Origin of the sequence: Methylobacterium trifolii (assembly GCF_022179685.1) — a bacterium.
In the GTDB taxonomy this organism is placed as follows: Bacteria; Pseudomonadota; Alphaproteobacteria; order Rhizobiales; family Beijerinckiaceae; genus Methylobacterium; species Methylobacterium trifolii.
On the sequence record NZ_BPRB01000050.1, the window covers coordinates 19768 to 41940 of the forward strand.

16 protein-coding genes and 1 tRNA gene are annotated in these 22173 nt (G+C 70.4%); 8 read left to right on the forward strand and 9 right to left on the reverse strand.

All coding sequences use genetic code 11. The annotated features are described in order from the left end of the window. Window positions 1-30 precede the first annotated feature (30 nt). The 3 genes from COGEMETH_RS04315 to COGEMETH_RS04325 all read left to right on the forward strand — a co-directional run bounded on the left by COGEMETH_RS04315 (window position 31) and on the right by COGEMETH_RS04325 (window position 2548). On the forward strand, window positions 31-912 hold the full coding sequence (locus COGEMETH_RS04315; protein ID WP_238181376.1) for a PhzF family phenazine biosynthesis protein: 882 nt from the start codon (window positions 31-33) through the stop codon (window positions 910-912). Further along, entirely contained in the window at window positions 905-1654 is a 750-nt protein-coding gene (locus tag COGEMETH_RS04320; protein ID WP_238181377.1) for an NUDIX hydrolase, read from the forward strand. Before COGEMETH_RS04315 ends, COGEMETH_RS04320 begins: the two co-directional genes overlap by 8 nt. Window positions 1655-1762: 108 nt before the next feature. Then, the gene (locus COGEMETH_RS04325) at window positions 1763-2548 is read left to right on the forward strand and encodes a 3-hydroxybutyrate dehydrogenase (RefSeq protein WP_238181378.1); all 786 of its coding nucleotides are present in this window, start codon (window positions 1763-1765) and stop codon (window positions 2546-2548) included. 82 nt (window positions 2549-2630) lie between these two features. Here the strand turns inward: COGEMETH_RS04325 and COGEMETH_RS04330 are convergent, their stop codons facing one another. From COGEMETH_RS04330 to COGEMETH_RS04350, 5 genes are all read right to left on the reverse strand, one after another. Next, window positions 2631-3062 (reverse strand): CsbD family protein, encoded by a 432-nt coding sequence (locus COGEMETH_RS04330; protein WP_238181379.1) that lies wholly within the window; start codon window positions 3060-3062, stop codon window positions 2631-2633. Window positions 3063-3230: 168 nt separating this feature from the next. Beyond that, window positions 3231-4439 (reverse strand): methyl-accepting chemotaxis protein, encoded by a 1209-nt coding sequence (locus tag COGEMETH_RS04335; protein WP_238181380.1) that lies wholly within the window; start codon window positions 4437-4439, stop codon window positions 3231-3233. 224 nt (window positions 4440-4663) lie between these two features. Continuing rightward, window positions 4664-7633, reverse strand: coding sequence for an Rne/Rng family ribonuclease (locus tag COGEMETH_RS04340; protein ID WP_238181381.1), 2970 nt, complete (start codon window positions 7631-7633; stop codon window positions 4664-4666). Window positions 7634-8264: 631 nt separating this feature from the next. After that, window positions 8265-10541: a sensor histidine kinase gene (locus tag COGEMETH_RS04345; protein WP_238181382.1), complete on the reverse strand. Its 2277-nt coding sequence runs from the start codon at window positions 10539-10541 to the stop codon at window positions 8265-8267. Between the two features lie 7 nt (window positions 10542-10548). Further along, complete coding sequence (locus tag COGEMETH_RS04350; RefSeq protein ID WP_238181383.1) at window positions 10549-10851, reverse strand: Rdx family protein; 303 nt, start codon at window positions 10849-10851, stop codon at window positions 10549-10551. A 204-nt stretch (window positions 10852-11055) separates the two neighbouring features. On the opposite strand from COGEMETH_RS04350, the gene COGEMETH_RS04355 reads away from it, so the two are divergent. Continuing rightward, window positions 11056-11130 (forward strand) — tRNA-Val (locus tag COGEMETH_RS04355). 154 nt (window positions 11131-11284) lie between these two features. Continuing rightward, entirely contained in the window at window positions 11285-12559 is a 1275-nt protein-coding gene (locus COGEMETH_RS04360; RefSeq protein ID WP_238181384.1) for an efflux RND transporter periplasmic adaptor subunit, read from the forward strand. 128 nt (window positions 12560-12687) lie between these two features. Here COGEMETH_RS04360 and COGEMETH_RS04365 read toward each other — a convergent pair whose 3' ends face one another. Beyond that, window positions 12688-13068 carry a plastocyanin/azurin family copper-binding protein gene (locus tag COGEMETH_RS04365; RefSeq protein WP_238181385.1) on the reverse strand — a complete coding sequence of 127 codons (381 nt, stop codon included), beginning with the start codon at window positions 13066-13068 and terminating at the stop codon, window positions 12688-12690. Between the two features lie 266 nt (window positions 13069-13334). Here COGEMETH_RS04365 and COGEMETH_RS04370 point away from each other — a divergent pair, with 266 nt between their 5' ends. Beyond that, window positions 13335-16181: an EAL domain-containing protein gene (locus COGEMETH_RS04370; protein WP_238181386.1), complete on the forward strand. Its 2847-nt coding sequence runs from the start codon at window positions 13335-13337 to the stop codon at window positions 16179-16181. 228 nt (window positions 16182-16409) lie between these two features. Here COGEMETH_RS04370 and COGEMETH_RS04375 read toward each other — a convergent pair whose 3' ends face one another. The 3 genes from COGEMETH_RS04375 to COGEMETH_RS04385 form a co-directional block, all read right to left on the reverse strand. Then, window positions 16410-17792, reverse strand: a complete 1383-nt coding sequence (locus COGEMETH_RS04375; protein ID WP_238181387.1) for a class II 3-deoxy-7-phosphoheptulonate synthase — start codon at window positions 17790-17792, stop codon at window positions 16410-16412. A 110-nt stretch (window positions 17793-17902) separates the two neighbouring features. Beyond that, window positions 17903-18589: an HAD family hydrolase gene (locus tag COGEMETH_RS04380; protein ID WP_238181388.1), complete on the reverse strand. Its 687-nt coding sequence runs from the start codon at window positions 18587-18589 to the stop codon at window positions 17903-17905. A gap of 276 nt (window positions 18590-18865) precedes the next feature. Then, window positions 18866-20185: an MFS transporter gene (locus tag COGEMETH_RS04385; RefSeq protein WP_238181389.1), complete on the reverse strand. Its 1320-nt coding sequence runs from the start codon at window positions 20183-20185 to the stop codon at window positions 18866-18868. A 675-nt stretch (window positions 20186-20860) separates the two neighbouring features. On the opposite strand from COGEMETH_RS04385, the gene COGEMETH_RS04390 reads away from it, so the two are divergent. Beyond that, window positions 20861-21325 carry a hypothetical protein gene (locus COGEMETH_RS04390; protein ID WP_238181390.1) on the forward strand — a complete coding sequence of 155 codons (465 nt, stop codon included), beginning with the start codon at window positions 20861-20863 and terminating at the stop codon, window positions 21323-21325. Between the two features lie 130 nt (window positions 21326-21455). Beyond that, window positions 21456-22169 carry a ribose-5-phosphate isomerase RpiA gene (gene rpiA, locus COGEMETH_RS04395; protein ID WP_238181391.1) on the forward strand — a complete coding sequence of 238 codons (714 nt, stop codon included), beginning with the start codon at window positions 21456-21458 and terminating at the stop codon, window positions 22167-22169. The last annotated feature ends 4 nt before the right edge of the window (window positions 22170-22173 follow it).

The following is a 22173-nucleotide window of genomic DNA, read 5'->3' on the forward strand; positions in this document are numbered from 1 at the left end:
CCGCCGGCCCCCATACGAACGGATCGCAGCATGGCCCGACGCTTCGTCACCCTCGACGTGTTCACCGACCGGGCGCTCGCCGGCAATCCGCTGGCCGTGGTCCTCGACGCGGACGGCCTCGATCCGGCCGCGATGCAGGCCGTCGCCCGCGAGTTCAACCTGTCGGAGACGGTCTTCGTCCTGCCGCCCGCCGAGGCCCGGCACCGGGCGCGCCTGCGCATCTTCACGCCGGCCCGCGAACTGCCCTTCGCCGGCCACCCCACGGTCGGCACCGCGGTGCTGCTGGCGCTGCAGGACGCCCGATCCGCGCGGACCGATGCCGTCGCCTTCGGGCTGGAGACCCAACTCGGCACGGTGCCCTGCGTCGTCGAGGTCGGCGAGGGGAGGGGGCGGGCCCGCTTCAAGCTGCCCGTGCTGCCCGACTTCCTCGGCGACGGGCCCGATCCGGAGACGCTGGCGGCGGGGCTGGGGCTCGCGCCCGAGGATATCGGCTTTGGCCGCCATCGCCCGAGCCGGCACGCGGCGGGGCCGAGCTTCACCTTCGTGCCCGTGGCCTCCGCCGAGCGGCTCGACGCGGCGCGGGTCGGTGCCGGGCCGGAATCGGACGGGCTCTACCTCTACGCGCCGGACCCCGAGGGGCTCGGGCGGCGCTACCAGGCGCGGATGTTCGCGCCCCATCTCGGGGTGCCCGAGGACCCGGCCACGGGCTCGGCGGCGGCGGCCTTCGCCGGGGTGCTGATGCAGTTCGAGGCATTGGGCGACGGCACCCACGACGTGGCGATCACCCAAGGCGTCGCCATGGGCCGGCCGAGCGAGATCGCCCTCCAGGTGATGGTCGAGCAGGGGGCGCTCCGCTCCGTCGAGATCGGCGGCGGTGCGGTGATCGTCTGCGAGGGTACGCTGCATGTCTGAGGGGCGCCCCTACGGCTTCGAGGTCGTGCGGCTGGACCGCGTCGAGGCCCGGCTCGTCGCCTACGACTGGGCCTGGGCCCGCGACAACGCCGAACGCGTCGCGCAGAACTGGCAGCGCCGCCTCGCGAGCCGGCCCGGCCTGTTCGACGGGCCGGTGCTGCTCTCCTGCGCCTGCGCCATCGCGGATGCCGCCTGCACCGTCGAGTTCTTCGAGACCACCTATTCCCGCTTCATCGCCTACCGCGACGGCGGCTCGCCGGACGGGCGCGTCGCCAACGCCTTCGCCGCCGTGGTGCCCTGGACGGCGGACGGGGCGGTGCTCCTCGGCGAGATGGGCCGCCACACCGCCAATGCGGGGCAGATCTACTTCCCCTGCGGCACCCCGGACCGGGACGACGTGCGCGGATCGGGCGTCGACCTCGCCGGCAGCGCCGGCCGGGAATTCCTGGAGGAGACGGGCCTGCGCCTGCCCGACGATGCGCAAGGGGAATGGGCGCTGCTGCGCGGCGAGGGCCAGCTCGCCTTCCTGCGGCCGGTGCGCTTCCCCGAGGAGGCCCGGACCCTCATCGACCGGATCGAGCGGCATTGCCGGCACGAGGCCGCGCCGGAACTCGCCGGCATGGTCGCGGTGCGGGATGCCTCGCAGATCGACGACGGGCGCATGCCCGGCTTCGTGCGGGCCTACCTCGCCAGCGCCTTCGGGGCCGGGGACGGGGCGGAAGCCGCCGACGTGACGCCGTGAGCGCCGTGTGAGGCGGCGGCGTCGACATCGCCCCGTCGTTGAGGCAGGTCTATCCCCCTACCGGGCCGTCTCGTGGGCGGCTCCCGAGCGTCGTCCAGCGGAGGCCGCATGACCCTGAAATCCAAGACCGCCCTCGTCACCGGCTCCACCAGCGGCATCGGCCTGGCCATCGCCCGCGGGTTCGCCCGCGAGGGCGCCGACGTGGTGATCAACGGCTTCGGCAAGCGTGAGGACATCGAGAAGGCTCGCGCCGGGATCGAGTCCGAGTTCGGCGTCCGGGCCCATCATTCCGATGCGGACATGACCCGGCCCGAGCAGATCGCCGCCATGGTGCGCGACGCGGAGGAGCGCTTCGGTTCGGTCGACGTGCTGGTCAACAACGCCGGCATCCAGTTCGTCTCGGCGATCGAGGAATTCCCGGCCGAGAAGTGGGAGCAGATCATCGCGATCAACCTCTCCTCGGCCTTCTACGCGATGCAGGCCGCGATCCCCGGCATGAAGCGGCGCGAATGGGGCCGGATCATCAACACGGCCTCGGCCCACTCGCTCGTCGCCTCGCCCTACAAGTCGGCCTACGTCGCGGCCAAGCACGGCATCGCCGGCCTGAGCAAGTCCGCGGCGCTGGAACTCGCGCCCCACAAGGTCACGGTGAACTGCATCTCGCCGGGCTATGTCTGGACGCCGCTGGTCGAGGCGCAGATCCCGGACACGATGAAAGCTAGAGGGCTGACCAAGGAACAGGTCATCGACGACGTGCTCCTGAAGGCCCAGCCCACCAAGGAGTTCGTCACGGTCGATCAGGTGGCGGCGCTGGCCGTCTTCCTGTGTTCGGACGCGGCGAGCCAGATCACGGGGGCGAACCTGTCGATGGACGGCGGCTGGACCGCGCAATGAGGGCGGCCCGGTCGGCGTCTGCCGTAGCGGACGCCGAATACGCGATGCCCCGCCGAACCTGTCGGCGGGGCATGCTGTGGCGTCAGCGGCGGCTGTGCAGCAGCAGGGCGAGGCCGTAGCCGACCGCGCCCGCGATCAGGAGCGCGACCAGCGGGTTCTCCTCGACACGCGCACTCACCGCCTGCCGGCCGTCGCGCAGGTAGGCGCCGCTGCGGTCGTAGGCGTCGCTCGCATAGTCGCCGGCATTGTCGGCCACGTCGCGGATCTTCTCCCTGGCCTGCCCGTAGGCGTCCTGGGCCTGTCCGAGGGCGTCCTGGGCCCGCTCGCCGGCGCTGCCAGCCACGTCGCGCACGGTGTCCTTGGCCTGCCCGAAGGCATCCTGCGCCTTGCCTTGGGCCTCGCGGAACCGGCCCTCGACCGAGTCGCGGTTCGAGCCGACGAAGTCTCCGGCCGCGGACTGAACACGCCCGCCGATGTCCTTGGCGCTGCCGACGATCCGATCCGTATCAACCATGGTTGTCTCCTCGACACAGGGACGCTCCGACCCTCCGGGCATGGGGGTCGGCGTCATCCATCGTGCAGGGAACGCCCGAGATCGGGATTGTGCACCGCGGGTCGGCGATTTTCCTGCGGCCGATCGGAGACCCGGTCGGCCGCAGGAGATCAGGCCGCGTGAGAGAGATCAGGCAGCGAGCCCGACGGCGTTCGCGCGCCGGGCTTCGGCGACCGAGTCGGCGATGCGAGCCTCGAAATCGGTGAACGCCTTCGTCGCCGCGTCCCACTCCGCACCGCGGACATGGCCGAGGAACGCGTTCGCCAGGCGGCCGGCCTCTGTCAACGGCTTCGCGACCGCGGCCGGCAGGACCGGGGCCGGCAGGATCGCGGCCTGCGCCGCATCGCCCGGCGGCGTCAGGCCGACGAGGACCGATGCGAGCCTGCGGCGCCAGGCGGCGCAATCGGCAGGAAGGCGGCCGAGGGCCAGGCCGAGGGCGTCGCCCTGCTGCCGGTCGAGGATCGTCCGGCTCATCGCCTCGAGGGCATCGAGCCGTCCGATCGCGTCCGAGATCTCCCCGCGCGACTTGTCCGTTCCCGCAGCGATCCGGCCGACGCTGGAGGCGATCTCGCCGGTGACGGCGATCTGCTGCTCCATGATCTCGGCCATGGCCCGCATTTCCGCCGCGGCCTCAGCGACGGCCGCGCTCTCGGCTTCGACCCGGCCGTTGGCCCGCGCGATCACCTCCGAGCCCGCGGCGACGGCCGTGCGGCTCTGTTCGACCGCACCCTGCATGGCCGACAGCTCACCCTGGAGGAGGCCGAGCCGCGAGCGGATCTCCTCCGTGGCCTTGGCCGTCTGAGCGGAGAGCGCCTTCACTTCGCCGGCCACCACGGCAAAGCCCCGGCCCGCCTCGCCGGCGCGCGCCGCCTCGATCGTGGCGTTGAGGGCGAGCAGGTTGGTCTGGGCCGAGATCGAGGCGATGGCGGTGGCCATCTCCTCGATCCGCCGGGCGGCGGCCGCGAACCCGTCGAGGCAGCCGCCGATCTCCGACGTGCGATCTTCGATCACCTGCATCCGCTCCCCGGCGCGACGCATGTCGTCGACGCAGGTGGCGATGCCGGCCCGTGCCCGCTCCGCGGTCTCGGCGGAAGTCTGCGACCGGGCCGCGATCTCGCTCGTGGACGCGGCCATCTCCTCGCTCGCCGCGGCGATCAGGCGGGCCTGCTCGGAGACCTGCGCCGCGTCGTGCGTGATCCAGCCGATCGACGTGCCGGCCTCCGAGGCCGCCGCGGAGAGGTTCGCCTGGAGGCGCAGACCCTCGACATCGGTGGTCGGTGCCGGCGGTTCCTCGACGTGCAGGACCGTCACGGTCGGCGCGACGGGAGCCGATGTCACGGGCTGCGCTTTGCGGAGGAAATCGAACATCGTGCGCCCGGCCCGTCTGTGTTGCGGGTCGGATTGTGTAGGTGGAATACTAAATGTCGGATTAAAACGGCGCAAAATTGCACGTTGCGCGTGCAGCCGGATGTTGCCCGCGTGTTGCCTCGGCCTGGCCGGGACCGGCCCGATCGGCAGGTTCGGCGCGGGTTCGAACGCAACGGTTCGAACCCGCGGCCGGATTATTCGCCGGTCAGGGCGGCCTTCGTCCGGGACCACCAGCCCGCCCGCTTGGGCCGGTCGGGATCGGAGGGTTCCGTCAGGACGACGGCCACCGGCTCGGGTATTCTCGCCGGTGCAGGAACGGCCCGAGACTCCATCATGGGCTCGGACTCCGTCACGGGCCGGGAATCCGTGACGAACCCGGTCTCCGCTGCGGGCTCGGACGCCTCGGCGACGGTCGAAACGGGCAGTTCGACCGCGGCCTGGACCGGCTCGGGCGACGCCTCGGCGACGTCTTCGGCGCTCACCGGCACCTCGGATTGCAGGATGGCGGCAGGAACGCCCTCCTGCGCGTCGTCGACGGCCTCGTGACCCTCGCGCTCTCCACCCTCCGGGCGGCCCTCCCCACGACCCTCAAGGCGGCCCTCACCACGACCTTCGGCGCGGCCCCGGCCACCCCGGCGCCCACGGCGGCGGCGGCGGTTGGCACCCTCCTCGTCGGATTCCGGAGTGGCCGCGACGGGCTCGGACACGGCCTCCTCGGGAGCCGCCTCTCCGCCGTCCTCGGACTCATCGCCCTCGGCCTCGGACTCGTCGTCGGATTCCTCGGATGCCGATCCGCGCGCATCCTCGCCGCCCTCCGGGCGACCGCCCCGGCGGCGGCGGCGACGGCGGCGGCGGCGCTGGCCGTCCGCGTCCTCGCGGGTCTCGGCAGGCGCGCCGTCCGCGGTCTCGGCGGTCTCGGCCTCGCCCTCCGATTCGGCCTCGGTCTCGTCGGCCTGATCCTCCTCGTCGAAATCGTCCTCCACGGCCGTCGTGGGGGAGATCGCGACGGCGCGCACGCCCGTGACGGGCCCTTCGGCGCGCTGGGCCGGCTCGCCCCGGTCGAGCTGGAAGGCGGTCGTGGCGGGGAGGCGCTCGTCGGCCGCGATCGTCACGGTGACGCCGAAGCGGATTTCCAGCTCACGCAGGTGCGCCCGCTTCTGGTTGAGGATGTAGAGGGCCACCTCGGTGCGGGTGCGCAAAATCAGGTTGTGGCTCGTGCTCTTGAGCAGCGCCTCCTCGATCGAGCGCAGGATGTGGAGCGCCACCGAGGCGGTCGCCCGCACGAAGCCCGAGCCGCCGCAATGGATGCAGGGGATCGAGGAGGATTCGAGCACGCCCGTACGGATGCGCTGGCGGCTCATCTCGAGCAGGCCGAAGGGCGAGATCCGCCCGACCTGGATGCGGGCGCGGTCGTTCTTCAGGCAGTCGTTGAGCTTCTTCTCGACGGCGCGGTTGTTGCGCTTCTCCTCCATGTCGATGAAGTCGATCACGACGAGGCCGGCCAGATCCCGCAGGCGCAGCTGGCGGGCGACCTCCTCGGCCGCCTCCATGTTGGTCTTGAGTGCGGTGTCCTCGATGTCGTGCTCGCGCGTGGCGCGGCCCGAGTTCACGTCGATCGAGACCAGGGCCTCGGTCGGGTTGATCACGAGGTAGCCGCCCGAACGCAGGGTGACGTGGGTGGAGAACATCGCGTCGAGCTGCTGCTCGACCCCGTGCCGGGCGAAGATCGGCGTCGGGTCGCGGTAGGGCTTGATCACCTTGGACTGCGTCGGCATCAGCATCCGCATGAAGTCCTTGGCCTCGCGGTAGGCGTCCTCGCCCGAGACCAGGATCTCCTCCAGGTCCTTGTTGTAGAGGTCGCGGATCGCGCGCTTGATCAGCGAGCCCTCCTCGTAGACGAGCGCCGGCGCCATCGAGCTGAGTGTCAGCTCGCGCACGCTCTCCCACAGGCGCATCAGGTACTCGAAGTCGCGCTTGATCTCCGGCTTCGTCCGCGACGCTCCCGCCGTGCGCAGGATCACGCCCATGCCGTCCGGCACCTCCAGATCCTGCACCACCTCCTTGAGCCGCTTGCGGTCTGCGGCCGAGGTGATCTTCCGCGAGATGCCGCCGCCCCGGCCGGTGTTCGGCATCAGCACGGAGTAGCGCCCGGCCAGCGACAGGTAGGTCGTCAGCGCCGCGCCCTTGGTGCCGCGCTCTTCCTTGACGACCTGCACCAGGATGATCTGGCGGCGCTTGATCACCTCCTGGATCTTGTAGTGCCGGCGGTAGCTGCGGGGCCGCTCCGGGATCTCGGCCATCGCGTCGCCGTTGCCGCCGACCAGCGCGATCTTCGGCTCCGCGTCCGGATCGTCATCGTCGGACTCGTCGTCCTCGTGTTCCTCGTCGTCCGAATCGTCGTCCTCGTCCGTATCCTCGTCGTCGTGTTCCTCGTCGGATTCCGCGTGCGCCTCGTCCTGCGCGGCGACGGCCTCGGGCGCCTCGGCATGCGTCAGGGCCTCGGCCACCGCGACGACGGCCTCGGGGGCCGGCGCGCTCTCTTCGCCGCCGCCCGGCGCGCCGGCCTCCGCGTCCTGCGAAGCCTCGTCGTCCGGCGCGGCCGCGGCATCCGTCCGCGGCAGGTCGGCGGTCGCGCCGCCGCCCGCCTGCGCGGAGGCATCCTCCGAGCCGGCCTCGTCCGTGGTCGTCTCGTGCGCGTGCGCCTCGTGCGAGCCGGATTCGTCGGGCACGCCCTCGGGGCCGGCGGCCAGGGCCGCGTCCTCGGCGCTCACGGTCTCGTCGGGCCGGGCGGCGGCCTCGGCGCGGCGTCCGCGCGAGCGGCGGGACGAGGACGACCGGCGGCGCTCTTCCCGCTCGCGCTGCTCCTCGGCGTCGCGGGCCTCGTCCTCCAGCAGCGCCTGACGGTCGGCCAGGGGGATCTGGTAGTAGTCCGGATGGATCTCGCTGAAGGCGAGGAAGCCGTGGCGGTTGCCGCCGTACTCGATGAAGGCCGCCTGGAGCGAGGGCTCCACGCGGGTGACCTTGGCGAGGTAGATGTTGCCGCGGAGCTGGCGCCGGTTGGCGGCCTCGAAGTCGAATTCCTCGACCTTAGATCCGTGGACCGTGACGACCCGGGTCTCCTCCGGGTGCATCGCGTCGATGAGCATCTTGTTGATGTTGGCCATGACGATCTTTCGACATGGCGGCCGACGTCGCTCTCCTGGGCCCTCGTCCCGGTGGAGCCTCTCCCGGCACGCAGGCCGTCGGGAAGGGGGCTCGCACGGGCCTCGTCGCCGAGGCCGCGGGAATTGTGCTGAAGGGATTGCCGTCAACCGCCGTTCGGCGCGCGTGCGCGGCGCGCCTGGGGTTGAACATGGCCGGGGGGAGGGGCGGACCGGCGCGACGCGAAGAGCGCGCGCTTGCGGCACGAGCAGCGGTAACCGATGCCGTGCGTCCGTCCATCCTTTCCCCGACCTCGCGAAGACATCTCGACCGGTCCCGGACCGGCCGCGAATTCCAAAAACGGTTGCGTCGAGACCAATCTCGCCGCGTCAGTCGCCACCCGCCCGATCTTGAAAGAAGTCCGACGGTCGCCGCGGATAACCGACTGCGAAGACGCGTCCGAATCGTGATCCGGCCGCATCCGCGGGCCGCGATGGCGACCGGCGGGACCGGGAAGGGGGTGAGCATCATTACAGATCGTCGCAGGGATTTGGCAAGGGCGCCGTCGGGGACGTGTTTCCGAAACGGCCCCTCTGCAGTGGATTGGGAACCCGGAGACCCGGCGGACGCGCGCCGTCCGGCCTCGACCGCCCCTCAGCCCGGCATCGGCAGGGGCGCAAGCCGCGGCAGGGTGGTGCCGCCTCGGCGCTCCAGCAATCCGGGTGAGGGCACGGGCGCCTCGATCGTGCAGACGACGCCGCCCGGGGCGAAGAGCAGCTGGACGTCGCCGCCGAGTTCCCGGGCGAGGCTGCGCTCGATCAGCCGCGAGCCGAAGCCGGTCTGCGTCGGCTTCGAGACCGGCGGCCCGCCGCTCTCGCTCCAGCGCAGGAACAGCCGGGTCTCCGCCTCGCGCCGCACCGACCAGGTGATGTCGACACGGCCGCCCTCCTGCGAGAGCGCCCCGTACTTCACGGCGTTCGTGCCGAGTTCGTGCAGCGCCATGGCGACGGAGAGGGCGAGGCGCGGCGGCAGGCGCAGGGCCGGCCCGGCGACGCCGAAGCGCGAGCGCCGGCCCTCGCCGGATTCGAGGGGCCTGATCGCGTCGGCCACGACGGTGCCGATCTCGGCCCCCTCCCAACTCTCGCGGGTGAGCACGTCGTGCACGCGGGCGAGCGCCAGGAGGCGGGCCTCGAAGGCGTCGCGCGCGGAATCGGCTTCCGTGCCCTCCAGCCGGCGCAGGGACTGGCTGGCGATCGACTGGACCGTGGCCAGGGTGTTCTTCACCCGGTGGTTGAGCTCGTGGATCAGGAGCAGCAGGTGCTCCTCGGCGAGCTTGGCGTCGGTGATGTCGACGTTGCAGCCGGTATAGCCGAGGAAGGCGCCCGAATCGTCGAGCCGCGGCACGCCCTCGCAGCGCAGCCAGCGCACGGCCCGGTCGCGGTCGAGCACGCGCACCTCCATGCGGAAGGGCAGGCGGGCGGCGAAGGCGTCCGCGAAGGCCGACGAGAAGGCGTCGAAATCCTCCGGGTAGATGATCCTGTGCCAGCCTTCCCCCGCCAGCGCCGAGGCCGGCATGCCGAAGACGTGGTCGAAATGCAGGTTGGCGAAGCTGATCTCGGCCGTCTCGTCCGTCATCCAGATCAGGGCCGGGGCGGAATCGGCCATGTGGCGGAAGCGTGCCTCGCTCTCGCTGAGGGCCGAGAGGCCGCGCTTGGTCTCGGCCAGGGCCTTGTCGCGCTCCGCCTCGCGGGTGCGCAGCCTCAGGGAGGCGTCCGAGAGCACCTCGGCGAGCCGCTGGATCTCGTGCACCGGCGAGGCGACGCGGGGGATCGCCTCGCCCCGCGACAGGGCGGGCCCGGAGGCGGCGAGCTGGCGAAGGGGCCGCGAGACCCGCGACCACAGGTTGACCGCGAGCACCGAGGAGGTGGCCAGGACCAGCAGACCGAACCCGCTGAAGGCCCAGACCCAGCGACGCAGGCGCGCGTCCACCAGCGTCTGCGGAATGCTCGCCCCGACGGTCCAGCCGGTCAGCCGCGAGCGCGCCTCGACCACGACCACCGGCCGGAGCTGGCGGTCCTTGCCCTCCCAGACGCCGGGGGTGTCGGTCTGGATCTGCCGCAGGGTCGCGAGCCGCTGGCGGCCGAGGACCGCGGCGGGGTCCGGCAGGCGGGCGATGACGAGGCCGTTCCGGTCGGAGATGCCGGTCGTCCAGCCCTCGATCACCTCGCGGCCCAGGATGCCCTGGAGCCGGGCGAGGGGGGCGCTGAAGCTGAGGATGTAGGCGACCGCCCCTTCGACCTGCACCGGTACGGCGATGGCGTAGCTCGCCTGGCCCGGCGTCGGCCCCGGAATGTAGCCGGAGACCGTCGCGCGCTGGGTGCCGCCGGCGATCTCCGCATCGAAGGGCATCGCCATGGTCGGCAACGGAGCCCCACGCTTGACGCCGGTGTTGACGACCTCCTGCCCGTCGATCCTGCGCAGCATGATGTCGAGGTCGATCGCCTCGCGCACGAGGCGCGCCTGGGCGTCGAAGGCGTCGAAGTCGCCGTCCCTCAGCCGCGGCGAGGTGGCGAGGGTCTGGAGGACGGAGACGAGCCCGGCCGTGTCGCGGTCCAGCGACAGGGCGATGCCGCGCACGTTCTCGCGGGCATCCTGCTCGAACCGGGCCCGCTCGGCCGAGGCGTAGCGCATCAGCAGGATCGCCGTGAACAGCAGGCCGGGCCCGATCAGGGCCACGACCAGGGCGACGAGATAGACCTGCGTCGAGAACCCGTTCCGCCCGAACCGGGTCAGGCGCCGGGCGAGCCAGGACGGCCGCCGCGGCGCGGTCCGCACCGCCGCCTCGGTCGAATCGAGGTCCGGGCTCACGGCGTCCCCCGTCGTCCGGACCGGCGCGTCCGCCGCGCGCCCCTCCCGATGCACTGCGCGCATCGCCCGATCATGGCCGATCGATGTGGCCGAGGTCGCGCGCGGGATCGAGACGGTCGCGCACGCGCTGCTTGAGGGCCTTCACGTCCGGGAAGCCGCCGTCGCGGGTCCTTTCCCAGACGGTCTCGGAGCCGACCTGGATGCGGAACGCCCCGCCCGAGGCGGGGACCAGCGCCACCTCGCCGAGGTCGTCGCGGAACGTCGAGAGCAGTTCCTGCGCCATCCAGGCAGCCCTGAGAAGCCAGTTGCACCGGGTGCAATAGGTGATGGCGACCCGCGGCTTGGGCGCCGCGGTTTCGGACGTTTCATCCATGGCGCGCACAGCGCACCGGGAGGGTTGCCTTGTCAACCTCGGCAGGGACGACCGCGGCAGGCGGCGGCCCGAAGGTTCGCGGGAGCCGGATGCATCCGGCTCCCGCGAACCTTGACGGCCCGGCCCGCCTGGCCATAGAAGGCCGGCAGGTTCGGGGACTCGCAGCGTGCGCTTGGCCGACGCGAAGGGTGTTCCGACCGGCAAGGACGGTTAGCACAGCGGTAGTGCGTTCCCTTCACACGGGAAAGGTCGCAGGTTCGATCCCTGCACCGTCCACCATTCCCTGCCACCCTTCCTTCGGCATCGCAGCACGATATCGGTGACGCGGCCGCCCGGCGCCCGAGGCTGCGGCGTGAGGCGCGCTATGCCGGCCTCTCCCGCGGGTCTATCGTACCGGAATACGGTATGCCTCACCCCGAAGGTCGCAGGATCGATGAAGGCCCATGGCGAGGTGCACGACGTTCCGCCGGTCCCGCGCAAGGGGCCGTTCGTCCTCGTCGGACTCGTCGCCCTCGGGCTGCTGTCCTGGGGCGGCTACGGGCAATGGCGGCAGCGGGCCGACGCGGCCGAGACGCAGCGCCGGGTCAAGGCCTTCGTTCCCCGCCTGCGCACCGCCGCCGTCGAGAAGACCGACGCACCCACCGACCTGACGCTGCCCGGCGAGACGCAGGCGTTCTCCCGTGCCGCCATCTCGGCCCGTGCCACGGGCTACGTCGCCGAGCGCCGGGTCGACATCGGCTCCCGGGTCAAGACGGGGGACGTCCTGCTGCGGATCGCGGCTCCCGACCTCGACCAGCAGCTCGCCCAGGCCGAGGCGCAGGTCGGCCAGATGAAGGCCCAGCTGCTCCAGGCCCAGGCGCAGGTGGACCAGGCCCGCGCCAACGTGAACCTCGCCAAGGTCACCGACAGCCGCACCTCGACCCTGGCGACCCAGGGCTGGGCGTCGCGCCAGAACGCCGACAACTCCCAGGCGGGCGTCCTGAGCCAGACGGCCAACCTCTCGGCGGCCGAGGCGGGCGTGAAGGTCGCCGCGGCCAACATCAAGGCGCAGGAGGCGATGGTCGATCGCCTGAAGGCGCTGACCGGCTTCAAGGACGTGACCGCCCCCTTCGACGGCGTGATCACCACGCGCAGCGTCGAGGTCGGCGACCTCGTGAAGGCGGATGGCGGCGGCACCGTGCTCCTCGCCATGGATCGCGACGACGTGCTGCGCATCTCGGTGAACGTGCCGCAGAACGCGGCCGTCGGCGTGCATCCGGGCGTCCAGGCCGAGATCAAGGTTCCGCAGATGCCGGATCGGACCTTCGTGGGCCGGGTCGAACGCAGTTCCGTGGCGCTGCTGACCGCCTCGCGGACGTTGACGACCCAGGTGGACGTGCCGAACCCGGACGGGACCTTGCGCGCCGGCCTCTACGTCTACGTGACCCTGAAGATCCCGCGGCTCCGGCCCGCGGTGCTGGTTCCGGCGGAGGCCCTGGTCTTCAACCAGCGCGGAACCCAGGTGGCCGTGGCCGGCGAGGACAACCGGGCCGAGTGGCGCTCGGTGCATGTCCGGCGCGATTTCGGACAGACGATCGAGCTGGACCAGGGCCTGTCCGGCCACGAGCGCATCGTGCTCGGTCCACCGGTGGATCTGCGTGACGGACAGACGATCGAGCGCGGGGAGGATCCCGGTGACGGCAAGCCGATCCACGCCGCCAACCGCTGAGGGCGCAGTCGCAGGCTCGAATCGACCGGGATGTCCTGTCGAACCGCCCCCGGCGGCATCCCCGCCCGCGCGGGTCGCGCCAGGGCTGGGCGTCGGGACGGATACTCGGAGCCGTCCGTCGTTCCGGGTCAGTTCACCCGTACCGTGAGCCTCATCTTCGGATGAATGCCGCACAGCACCTGGAAGACACCGCTTTTCGTGAAGGTGACGAGCGTCCGGCTTCCCGGCTCCTGGTCGCCCGAGTCGAAGTTGAAGGCGTCCGACTCGATATAGACGTGATGGAGCAGGTCGCTGTCGTCGTTGACGATGGTGATCGTGTCGCCGCGCGTGATCGCGAGGCTGGCCGGCTGGAAGGCGCGGCCCTTCTGCGAGACCAGATGTCCCGAGGCCTCCAGCCGCGTCACCAGGAGAGCGCCGCTCAGCAGGCCCGCGACGAGCGAAAGGCAGGTCGCGACCGCGAGGCGACGCTTGCGATAAGTAGAATTATGCTGGTCGTACGGTGCGCGCATGTCGAACTCTGCTGTCCCGGCCACGATAAGCGCGGACAAGTTGAGATTTCATGAGTCGGGACCGGGGAGCACGGGATCGGGGCGTCTCGGCGATGTTCCAGGATAGGCTCGGCGCGGCCCGAGGGCGGGGGCAACGACCCGACGACATCCTTCTGCGCGGCTAATCAGCTCTTAACGGATCGCCCCTAGGTTGAGCCTATCGAATTAACCAGAGCAGCTTCGTTTCGATGCCAGAACGAACGACAGCGACGGAGGCAGGGGCTGGCATGGCCCGACCGTCGACCATGCGCCGCGTCCTCGATGGGGCCACGACGGTTCGCGGCCGGATCCTCGTCGCCTTCCTGACGATGAGCCTGCTCACGGCTGCGCTGGGCCTCTATGCCGTCCTGGCGATCCAGCACACGGGCGATCTCGTCGGCCGGACCTACGACGAATCGCTGATGTCGATCAATTATGCGCGGGCCACCGCTGCCGATTTCGCCAAGATGCGTGCCGTCTTCGCGCGCCGGGCGATGACGCAAGACCCGGCAAGTGCCGAGAAGTTCGATTCCGAGATCGCCGAGTTGTACGTCGTACTGGCCGACGACCTGACGATCGCCGTCGAGCGCTCGCAATCGGATCGCGTGGTCCGCACCGCCGGGGCGGTGCAGGCCGGGGTCGCGACCTGGGAGGAGATGCGTCGCGGCCTCGATCTGACTGGAAAGGACAACGCCAAGGGTGCGGCCTGGGACGCCCTCGATCGTCAGGCTGCGACGGTCGACGGGCAGATCGACCTCTTGGTCAACTACACGGCCGGAGACGGCTTCACCTTCCGCCAGGCGGCCCGCACGATCGTGGCCCAGGAGATCCGGTTCAACGCGATCTCGGCAGGCATCGCCATCCTGCTGTCCGCCATCGTCGCGTGGCTCCTGAACCGGAGGATCGTCGGACCTCTCGGCGCGGCCTCCACCGTCGCCCAACGGATCGCGGCCGGGCACCTCGACGGTGCCATTCCGACCGGTGGCCGCGACGAGCTCGGAAGCCTCCTGCGCGCCATGACGGCGATGCGCGACAACATCCGGGCCATGATGCAGCGTGAAGTCAGCCAGCGCCGTTCGGCGGAAACGCTGCTCGCGGATGCCCTCCAGTCGTCCCGCGAAGGCGTGGTGGTGGTCGATGCCCGCGGCCGGGTCGCCCTGGCGAACGCACAGGCGCTGGCGTTCTTCGACGGCCTTCGCGACGCCGTCGAGGCCGGCAGCCCGGTCATCGGTCTCGACGACGACAGGGCGCTCGCCGCGCCGATCACCGAATGCGCGACGACGCTGGCGCGCGACGGCGAACTGCGCCTCGCGGACGGCCGTTGGCTGCGCGTCAGCCGCAGTGCCACTCAGGAGGGCGGCTTCGTCGCGGTGTGCAGCGACATCAGCCTCCTGAAGGATCAGGAAGACCGCCTGACGACCACCAACCTGCGCCTCGACGCGGCCCTCGACAACATGTCGCAGGGCCTCTGCCTCTACGACGCGGAGAGCCGGCTGATCGTCGTCAACCGGCGCTACGCGGAGATCTACGGCCTCGCTCCCGATGCCGTCACTGTCGGCATGACGAGCTTCGAGGTCCTGCAGCGCAGCATCGCCGCGGGAAACCATCCCGGCCTGGACGTCGACGACCTCATCCGGGAGGAACGCGCCACCTTCGGCATCGATGCCGGCCGCACCTGCTTCCAGGAACTCAAGGGCGGCCGGATCGTGGCCATCGTCAAACGGGACACGGCCGACGGCGGCTTCGTCGCGACCTACGAGGACGTGACCGAGCGGCGGCAGGCCGAAGCGCGCATCACCTTCCTGGCCCACCACGATTCCCTGACCGGACTGCCGAACCGGGCATTGATGGGCGACCTGATCGACGCCGCCGTCGACCAGGCGAGCCGCGACCTGGGCTTTGCCGTCTTCTGCCTCGATCTCGATGCGTTCCGGCCGGTCAACGACACCCTCGGGCACGTGATCGGCGACGCCCTGCTCGTCGCCGTGGCGAACCGCCTCAGCGCCTGCGTGCGCGAGATCGACAGCGTCGCGCGCATCGGCGCCGACGAATTCGCCGTCGTCCAGCGGGGGATCGAGCGTCCGGAGGAGGCGGCCGTGCTCGCCCGCCGGATCATCGAGGTGCTGACGGCGCCCTACGTCCTTTCGGGCCACGTCGTCACCGTGGGCGTCACGATGGGCATCACCCTCGCGCCGGGCGACGGGACCAGCTGCGACAAGCTCCTCAAGAACGCGGACATCGCCCTCGACCGGGCCAAGACCGAGGCCCGCGGCTCCTTCCGGTTCTTCGAGCCGGAGATGGACGGCCGCCTCCAGGCCCGGCGCATCTTCGAGCAGGATCTGCGCGAGGCCGTGGCGGGCAAGGCGTTCGAGGCCCACTACCAGCCGATCTACTGCCTGCGGGAGGATCGCATCTGCGGATTCGAGGCCCTGCTGCGCTGGAACCATCCGGTCCGCGGCCGGGTCTCGCCCGCCGAGTTCATCCCGCTGGCGGAAGAGCTCGGCCTGATCATTCCCCTGGGCGAATGGGTCCTGGCACGGGCCTGCGAAGAGGCGAGCCGCTGGCCGGACGGCCTCAAGGTGGCCGTCAACGTCTCGGCCGTGCAGTTCACCTCGGCAAGTCTCGTCAGCGCGGTCCGCGAGGCCCTGCGCAGCACCGGGCTTCCGGGGCGGCGGCTCGAACTGGAGATCACGGAATCCGTGCTGGTGGCCAACCCCGGTGCGACGACGGCGATCCTGCACAGCCTGAAGGCGCTGGGAGTCCGGGTCTCGATGGACGATTTCGGCACGGGCTACTCGTCCCTGAGCTACCTGCGCAGCTTCCCCTTCGACAAGATCAAGATCGACCAGTCCTTCGTGCGCGACCTGTGCGAGACGGACGGGACGGAATTCATCGTGCGGGCGGTGATCGGACTGGGGGCCAACCTCGGCATGACCACGACCGCGGAAGGGGTCGAGACGGAGGCGCAACTCGCGAAGCTTCGGGCGGAGGGGTGCGACGAGGTGCAGGGCTACCTCGTCAGCCGACCGGTTCCGGCCTCGGAGCTGCCGACGCTGATCGCCCGCTGGAACGGGGAGGAGCGGGCCACCGCCTGACCGCCGTACGGTCGGGGACGATCGACGGAACTGATGTGAACGGACGGCCGTTGGGCTCGGCTCGTATCCGTCGGAGTTCCGCGATGCTCAAAGGTGGCCTTCTGTGGTTGATCGGCATTCCCCTGCCGATCATCCTGCTGATCTACTTCTTCACGCCCTGGCTTCATTGACGGGCATCGCGTCCGCGGCGGACCATCACCGGTCCGCCGCGGTCCGTCGGCGGCGGTTCTACTCGGCGGCGTCGAGGCGCGGCCGCTCGATCTCCGTGCGCTCGCGCTTGACCAGTTCCGCCGTCCGGAATGCCACCTCCAGCGCCTGCTCCGCGTTGAGGCGGGGGTCGCAATAGGTGTGGTAGCGGTCCTGGAGGTCGTCCGCGGTGAGCGCGCGGGCGCCGCCCGTGCACTCGGTCACGTCCTTGCCGGTCATCTCCAGGTGGATGCCGCCCGCGATCGTGCCCTCGGCCCGGTGGACCCCGAAGAAGCCCTCGATCTCCTGCATCACCCGCTCGAAGGGGCGCGTCTTGTAGCGGCCTGCCGAGATGGTGTTGCCGTGCATCGGATCGCAGACCCAGACCACGCCGCGGCCCTCCCGCTCGACGGCGCGGATCAGCTTGGGCAGGTGCTCGCCCACCTTGTCGGCGCCGAAGCGGCAGATCAGGCTGAGGCGGCCGGGCTCGTCCTCCGGGTTGAGGAGGTCGATGAGGCGGATCAGGCCGTCGGCCGTCATCGACGGCCCGCACTTGAGGCCGATCGGGTTGCGGATGCCGCGGGCGTACTCGACATGCGCGTGGTCCGGCTGCCGGGTGCGGTCGCCGATCCAGAGCATGTGGCCCGAGGTGGCATACCAGTCGCCGCTCGTGGAATCGACGCGGGTCAGCGCCTCCTCGTAGCCGAGCAGCAGCGCCTCGTGGCTGGTGTAGAAATCGGTGGTGCGCACCTCCTGGTGCGTCTCGGGGTTGATCCCGATGGCGCGCATGAAGTCAAGGGCGTCCGACATCCGCCCGGCCACGTCCTGGTAGCGCGACGATTGCGGGCTGTCCTTGACGAAGCCCAGCATCCAGCGGTGCGCGTTCTCCAGGTTGGCGTAGCCGCCGGTGGCGAAGGCGCGCAGCAGGTTGAGGGTCGCGGCCGACTGGCGGTACGCCTCGATCTGGCGGCGCGGGTCGGGAATGCGGGCCTCGTCCGTGAAGGTCAGCCCGTTGACGATGTCGCCGCGGTAGCTCGGCAGCACCACCCCGTCGAGGGTCTCGGTCGGCGAGGAGCGCGGCTTGGCGAACTGTCCCGCGATGCGCCCGACCTTCACCACGGGCGAGCCGCCGGCGAAGGTCAGCACCATCGCCATCTGCAGGAACACGCGGAAGAAGTCGCGGATGTTGTCGGCCGAGTGCTCGTCGAAGCTCTCGGCGCAGTCGCCCCCCTGGAGCAGGAAGGCGTCGCCCGAGGCGACGCGCGCGAGCGACGCCTTCAGCTTGCGGGCCTCACCGGCGAAGACCAGGGGCGGAAAGCTCGCGAGCTGGGTCTCGACCGCGGTAAGCGCAGCCGCATCCGGATACTCGGGCACCTGCTGGATCGGCAGGTTGCGCCATGTCTTCGGTGTCCAACGCTCGCCCATCACTGACTCCCGGCACCTCTCGGCGTCTTGTCGAACGGGGTGATTCCCCCGCGAAGCCGGGCTTATAGAGCGGTTCTTCGAGGGTTGCGAGGGGCGTCCCGGCGCGACGCTCAGGCCGCCGCCCGCGGCACCAGGGCCGCGACGGCGCCGGCCAGTTCCGAGAAATGCCCGATGATCCTGTCCGGCCCGAGCCGCTCCACCGGCGTGTCGGTGTAGCCGAAGGTCACGGCCACCACCGGGATGCCGGCGGCCTTGGCCGCGTCGATGTCGGCGCGGGAATCGCCCACCATGACCGCGCGCGCCGGATCGCCCCCGGCCTGCGCGATCGTCAGGGTGATGTGGCGCGGGTCCGGCTTGCTGTAGGGAAAGGTCTCCCGGCCGCAGATCGCCGCGAAGCGCGCGGCCACCCCGAGCCGCTCCAGGAGGTCGACGGCCTGCGCCGCGTACTTGTTGGTGCAGACGGCGAGCCGGAAGCCGTCCGCCTCCAGCCGGTCCAGGGCCTCCACGACGCCCGGATAGAGGTGCGACGTGTCGCAGATATGCGCCCCGTAATGGGCGATGAAGTCGGCAAACAGCGTCTCGTGGTGCTCGGGCGTCAGCGCGCGGCCCTCGGCCTCGAAGCCGCGCCGGATCAGGGCCTTGGCGCCCGCGCCGATCATCTCCCGCGCCTCGGACAGGGGCAGCTCGACCAGGCCCTCGCGCACGAGCAGCACGTTGAGCGTCTCGATCAGGTCGCCAGCGGTCTCGGCGAGGGTGCCGTCGAGGTCGAACACGGCGATCGGCGGCAGGGCGGGCATGCGGAGTCTCACTGTGGACGGCGCGCCCTCGCTAACGGCCGGCTACGGCACGGGCAAGGCCCGGTGCGTGGGGGCAGTGTCTCGGTTCGAGATGTGTCCTGAACGTCCGTGACGGGTGGATTTCCGCCGGTCCGCCTCCCGGCAGCTTGGTGGATACCGACCGACGACCGGAACAGGCGAATCTCGACTGGTCCACTTTCGGTGCCGAAACCAGGGACGTTGCCCACCCTCGCACGCCTGACAACAGGCCGATGGTTTCACCGGCTGGCGTATGGTTCAGCGCAATGCGGCGGTCGTTTCGAGGTTTGACAGCCGGTCCCTGACGGCGACGCCCCTGTAGATGACGATCGTCGCGACAAGGCCGCAAAGCCCCCCGAACGCCATCCAGTATCCCGGTGCCGCCTGGTTGCCCGTCTCCTCGATCAGCCATGTGGAGATCAAGGGCGTGAACCCTCCGAAGAAGGCCGTCGCCAGCGAATAGGCGAGCGAGAACCCTGCCGTGCGCACAGTCGTGGGAATGATCTCGGTGAGGGCGACGACCATCGCGCCGTTGTAGCTGCCGTACAGGAACGACAGCCAAAGCAAGACGATCAGCATGTTCGTGAAGGACGCGTTGGCGACCAGCCATGACAGCGCAGGGTAGGCCGTCAGCAAGGTCAGCGCCGAGAAGATCAGTAAGAGCGGCTTGCGACCGACCCGGTCCGACAGCGCCCCCATGACGGGCAGCCAGAACAGGTTCGATAGGGCCGTGCAGAAAGTCACGAGCAAGCTGTCCGTGTCGGAGAGCTTGAGTACGTTCTTGCCGAACGTCGGCGTGTAGACGGTGATCGTATAGAAGGACACGGTCGTCATGGCGACGAGCAGCATGCCGAGGCCGACGATCCTCCAGTTTTGAACGAGCGATCTGAAGATCTGCTGCGTGCTCGGCCGTACCTTGCGCTGAAGGAACTCCTCCGTCTCCTCCAGCGAGCGGCGGATGTAGAAGAGGAACGGGACGATGGCGCATCCGATAAAGAACGGGATGCGCCAGCCCCAGTCGTTCATCTCGGCGGGGACGAGCGCGTGGTTCAGGAAGTATCCGATGATCGCGGCAAACATCACCGCGACCTGCTGGCTGCCGGACTGCCACGATACGTAGAAGCCTTTGTTGCCGGGGGTGGACATCTCGGCGAGGTAGACCGAGACGCCGCCGAGTTCCACGCCGGCCGAGAACCCCTGCAGGAGGCGACCGATGAGAACGAGGAAGGGGGCGAACAGCCCTATCGTCGCGTAGCTCGGCACGAAGGCGATGAGGACCGTTCCAAGGGCCATGATCATCAGCGTGACGATCAAGCCCTTTCGCCGTCCGATTCGGTCCACGTAGGCGCCGAGGATCACCGCCCCAAGGGGCCGCATCAGGAAGCCCGCGCCGAACGTCACGAACGTCAGCATCAGGGACGCGTATTCGTTGGCGACCGGGAAGAAAGCCTTGGAGATATAGGAGGCGTAGAATCCGAAAAGGAAAAAGTCGAACATCTCCAGGAAGTTGCCGCTGGTGACGCGAAGCACCGTCGCCACCTTGGACTTGGATCGATCGCGTTCCGAGAACGTAGCCACGGCGTCCCTCCAGAAACTAGCCGCGGCCGTTTCGAGGGCCGCATTTCTTGAGGATCGGTTTTAATCCCTGCGCGAATCGACGCAACGTGTGTGCCCCCCGAAAACCGGAAGGGACGGCCGATTCCGGTGCTTATGTAACTGCCGTCCGGCGACTTGGACTTTAGGCGGTCGAAGGCTCAAAGCGGGCGAACGGCGTTCGGCCAAGCCCTGCATGCCCCCAAGGTCCTGAACTCAGGCCTGCTGCGTTGCGAGGTTGGTGGCGGCCAGTACGACCAGGGTGGGTCGGAGACGGAATCTCCCCTTCAGGGCGATGGGTCAGGGTCCGCTTGCCACCCCTTGCCACCCCTTGCCGAAGCTGCCGGACGGCCGACGAATGGCCGCTTTCGGGAAGCGCTGACGGCTGTCGGCACCGCTGGCATGGGTCGCCACCTGCCGGACCGCTCGACAGCCGGGTCGGCTCGGGACCGGCCGGTCGAGCCGGATCGCATGTCAGATTGAGCCATCACCCGCGTGAGGCACGGCTTGGTGCGCGCAGCAAAGCTTGGCGCGTGAGGCAAGGCTGGGCGCGTGCGTGAAGGATCGGCGCGTGAAGGCAGCGCCCCAGACTTGCCCGAAAGGGCGCGGACAAGACACGCGATCCTCCACGGCGACGACCCGTCCACTCAGAGACAAGCCATGATAGTCCGTCTGCCGGTCCTGGCGGCCTGCGCTGCCCTCCACGCCGCCTCGGCCGCGGCCGCCTCCTTCGAGTTCGTGCCCGCGCCTCAGGCGGACCTGAACCGCATGTACCGGGTGGACAAGGTCACGGGGGAGGTCACGTCCTGCCAGTACGGGCTCCAGGAGGTCGGCGGCGGCATCGGCCTCACCGTCTGCTTCGGGCCGGGGGAGGGGGCCGGATCCCAGGCCCCGTCCGAGTACGGTCTGGTCGCCACCCACCACACCCGCGAGGCCGGCGTGTTCCGGGTCAACTACCGCACCGGCGAGATGAGCATCTGCTTCGTGCTGGTGAAGAAGGAGCAGGTGGTCTGCACCCAGCAGGCCAGCGCCTCGGCCGAACGCGTGCCGGACGCGCCCCTCACCGGGCCGGTTCCGGGCCGGGCCGGCGCCAGCGCCACGCCGCCGCAAGGGGGGCGTCCGTAACCGCTTTGGGGATCGTCGCCTTCCCGACGCCGCGGCCGGCATGCTACGGGCGCGCCATCCACTTCGCGAAAATCTTCGGCATCCGACAGACCATGTCCTACGCGTCCCCCCAGCGTCGAAAGTTCATCCGGTGAGCGGGCCGGACCTGCGCCGCGCCGCCGCCGCCCGCGCCCTCGACCTGGTCCGGCCGGGGATGCGGCTTGGCCTCGGCACCGGCTCGACGGCGGCCGCCTTCGTCGACCTGCTGGGCGAGCGGGTGCGCGCCGGCCTCGACGTGGTCGGCGTGCCGACCTCGGAGGCGACCCATGCGGCCGCCACCCGCGCCGGCATCCGGCTGGCCACCCTGGACGAGATGCCGGAGCTCGACCTCACCGTCGACGGGGCCGACGAGGTGGATGGTGCCCTGCGCCTCATCAAGGGCGGCGGTGCCGCGCTGCTGCGGGAGAAGATCGTCGCCTGCGCGAGCCGGCGCATGGTGGTGATCGCGGATGCTGCCAAGCGCGTCGAGACGCTCGGCGCCTTCCCCCTGCCGATCGAGGTGAACGCCTTCGGCCTGCGCGCCACGCAGATCGCCGTCGAGGCCGCCCTCGCGGCGGCCGGATGCCGGGGCGCGGTCCGCCTGCGCCTGGCCGGCGACGGCAGCCCGCTCGCGACGGACGGCGGCCACCGCATCCTCGACGCGCATCTCGGCCGTATCCCCGATCCGGAAGCACTTTCAGGTGCCCTTTGGGCCGTGCCGGGGGTGGTCGAGCACGGCCTGTTCCTCGGCATCGCCACCATGGCCATCCTTGCGGCCGAGCGCGACGGCCAAGCCGAGATCACCGTGCTGGGCAGCCTCGCCTGAGGCC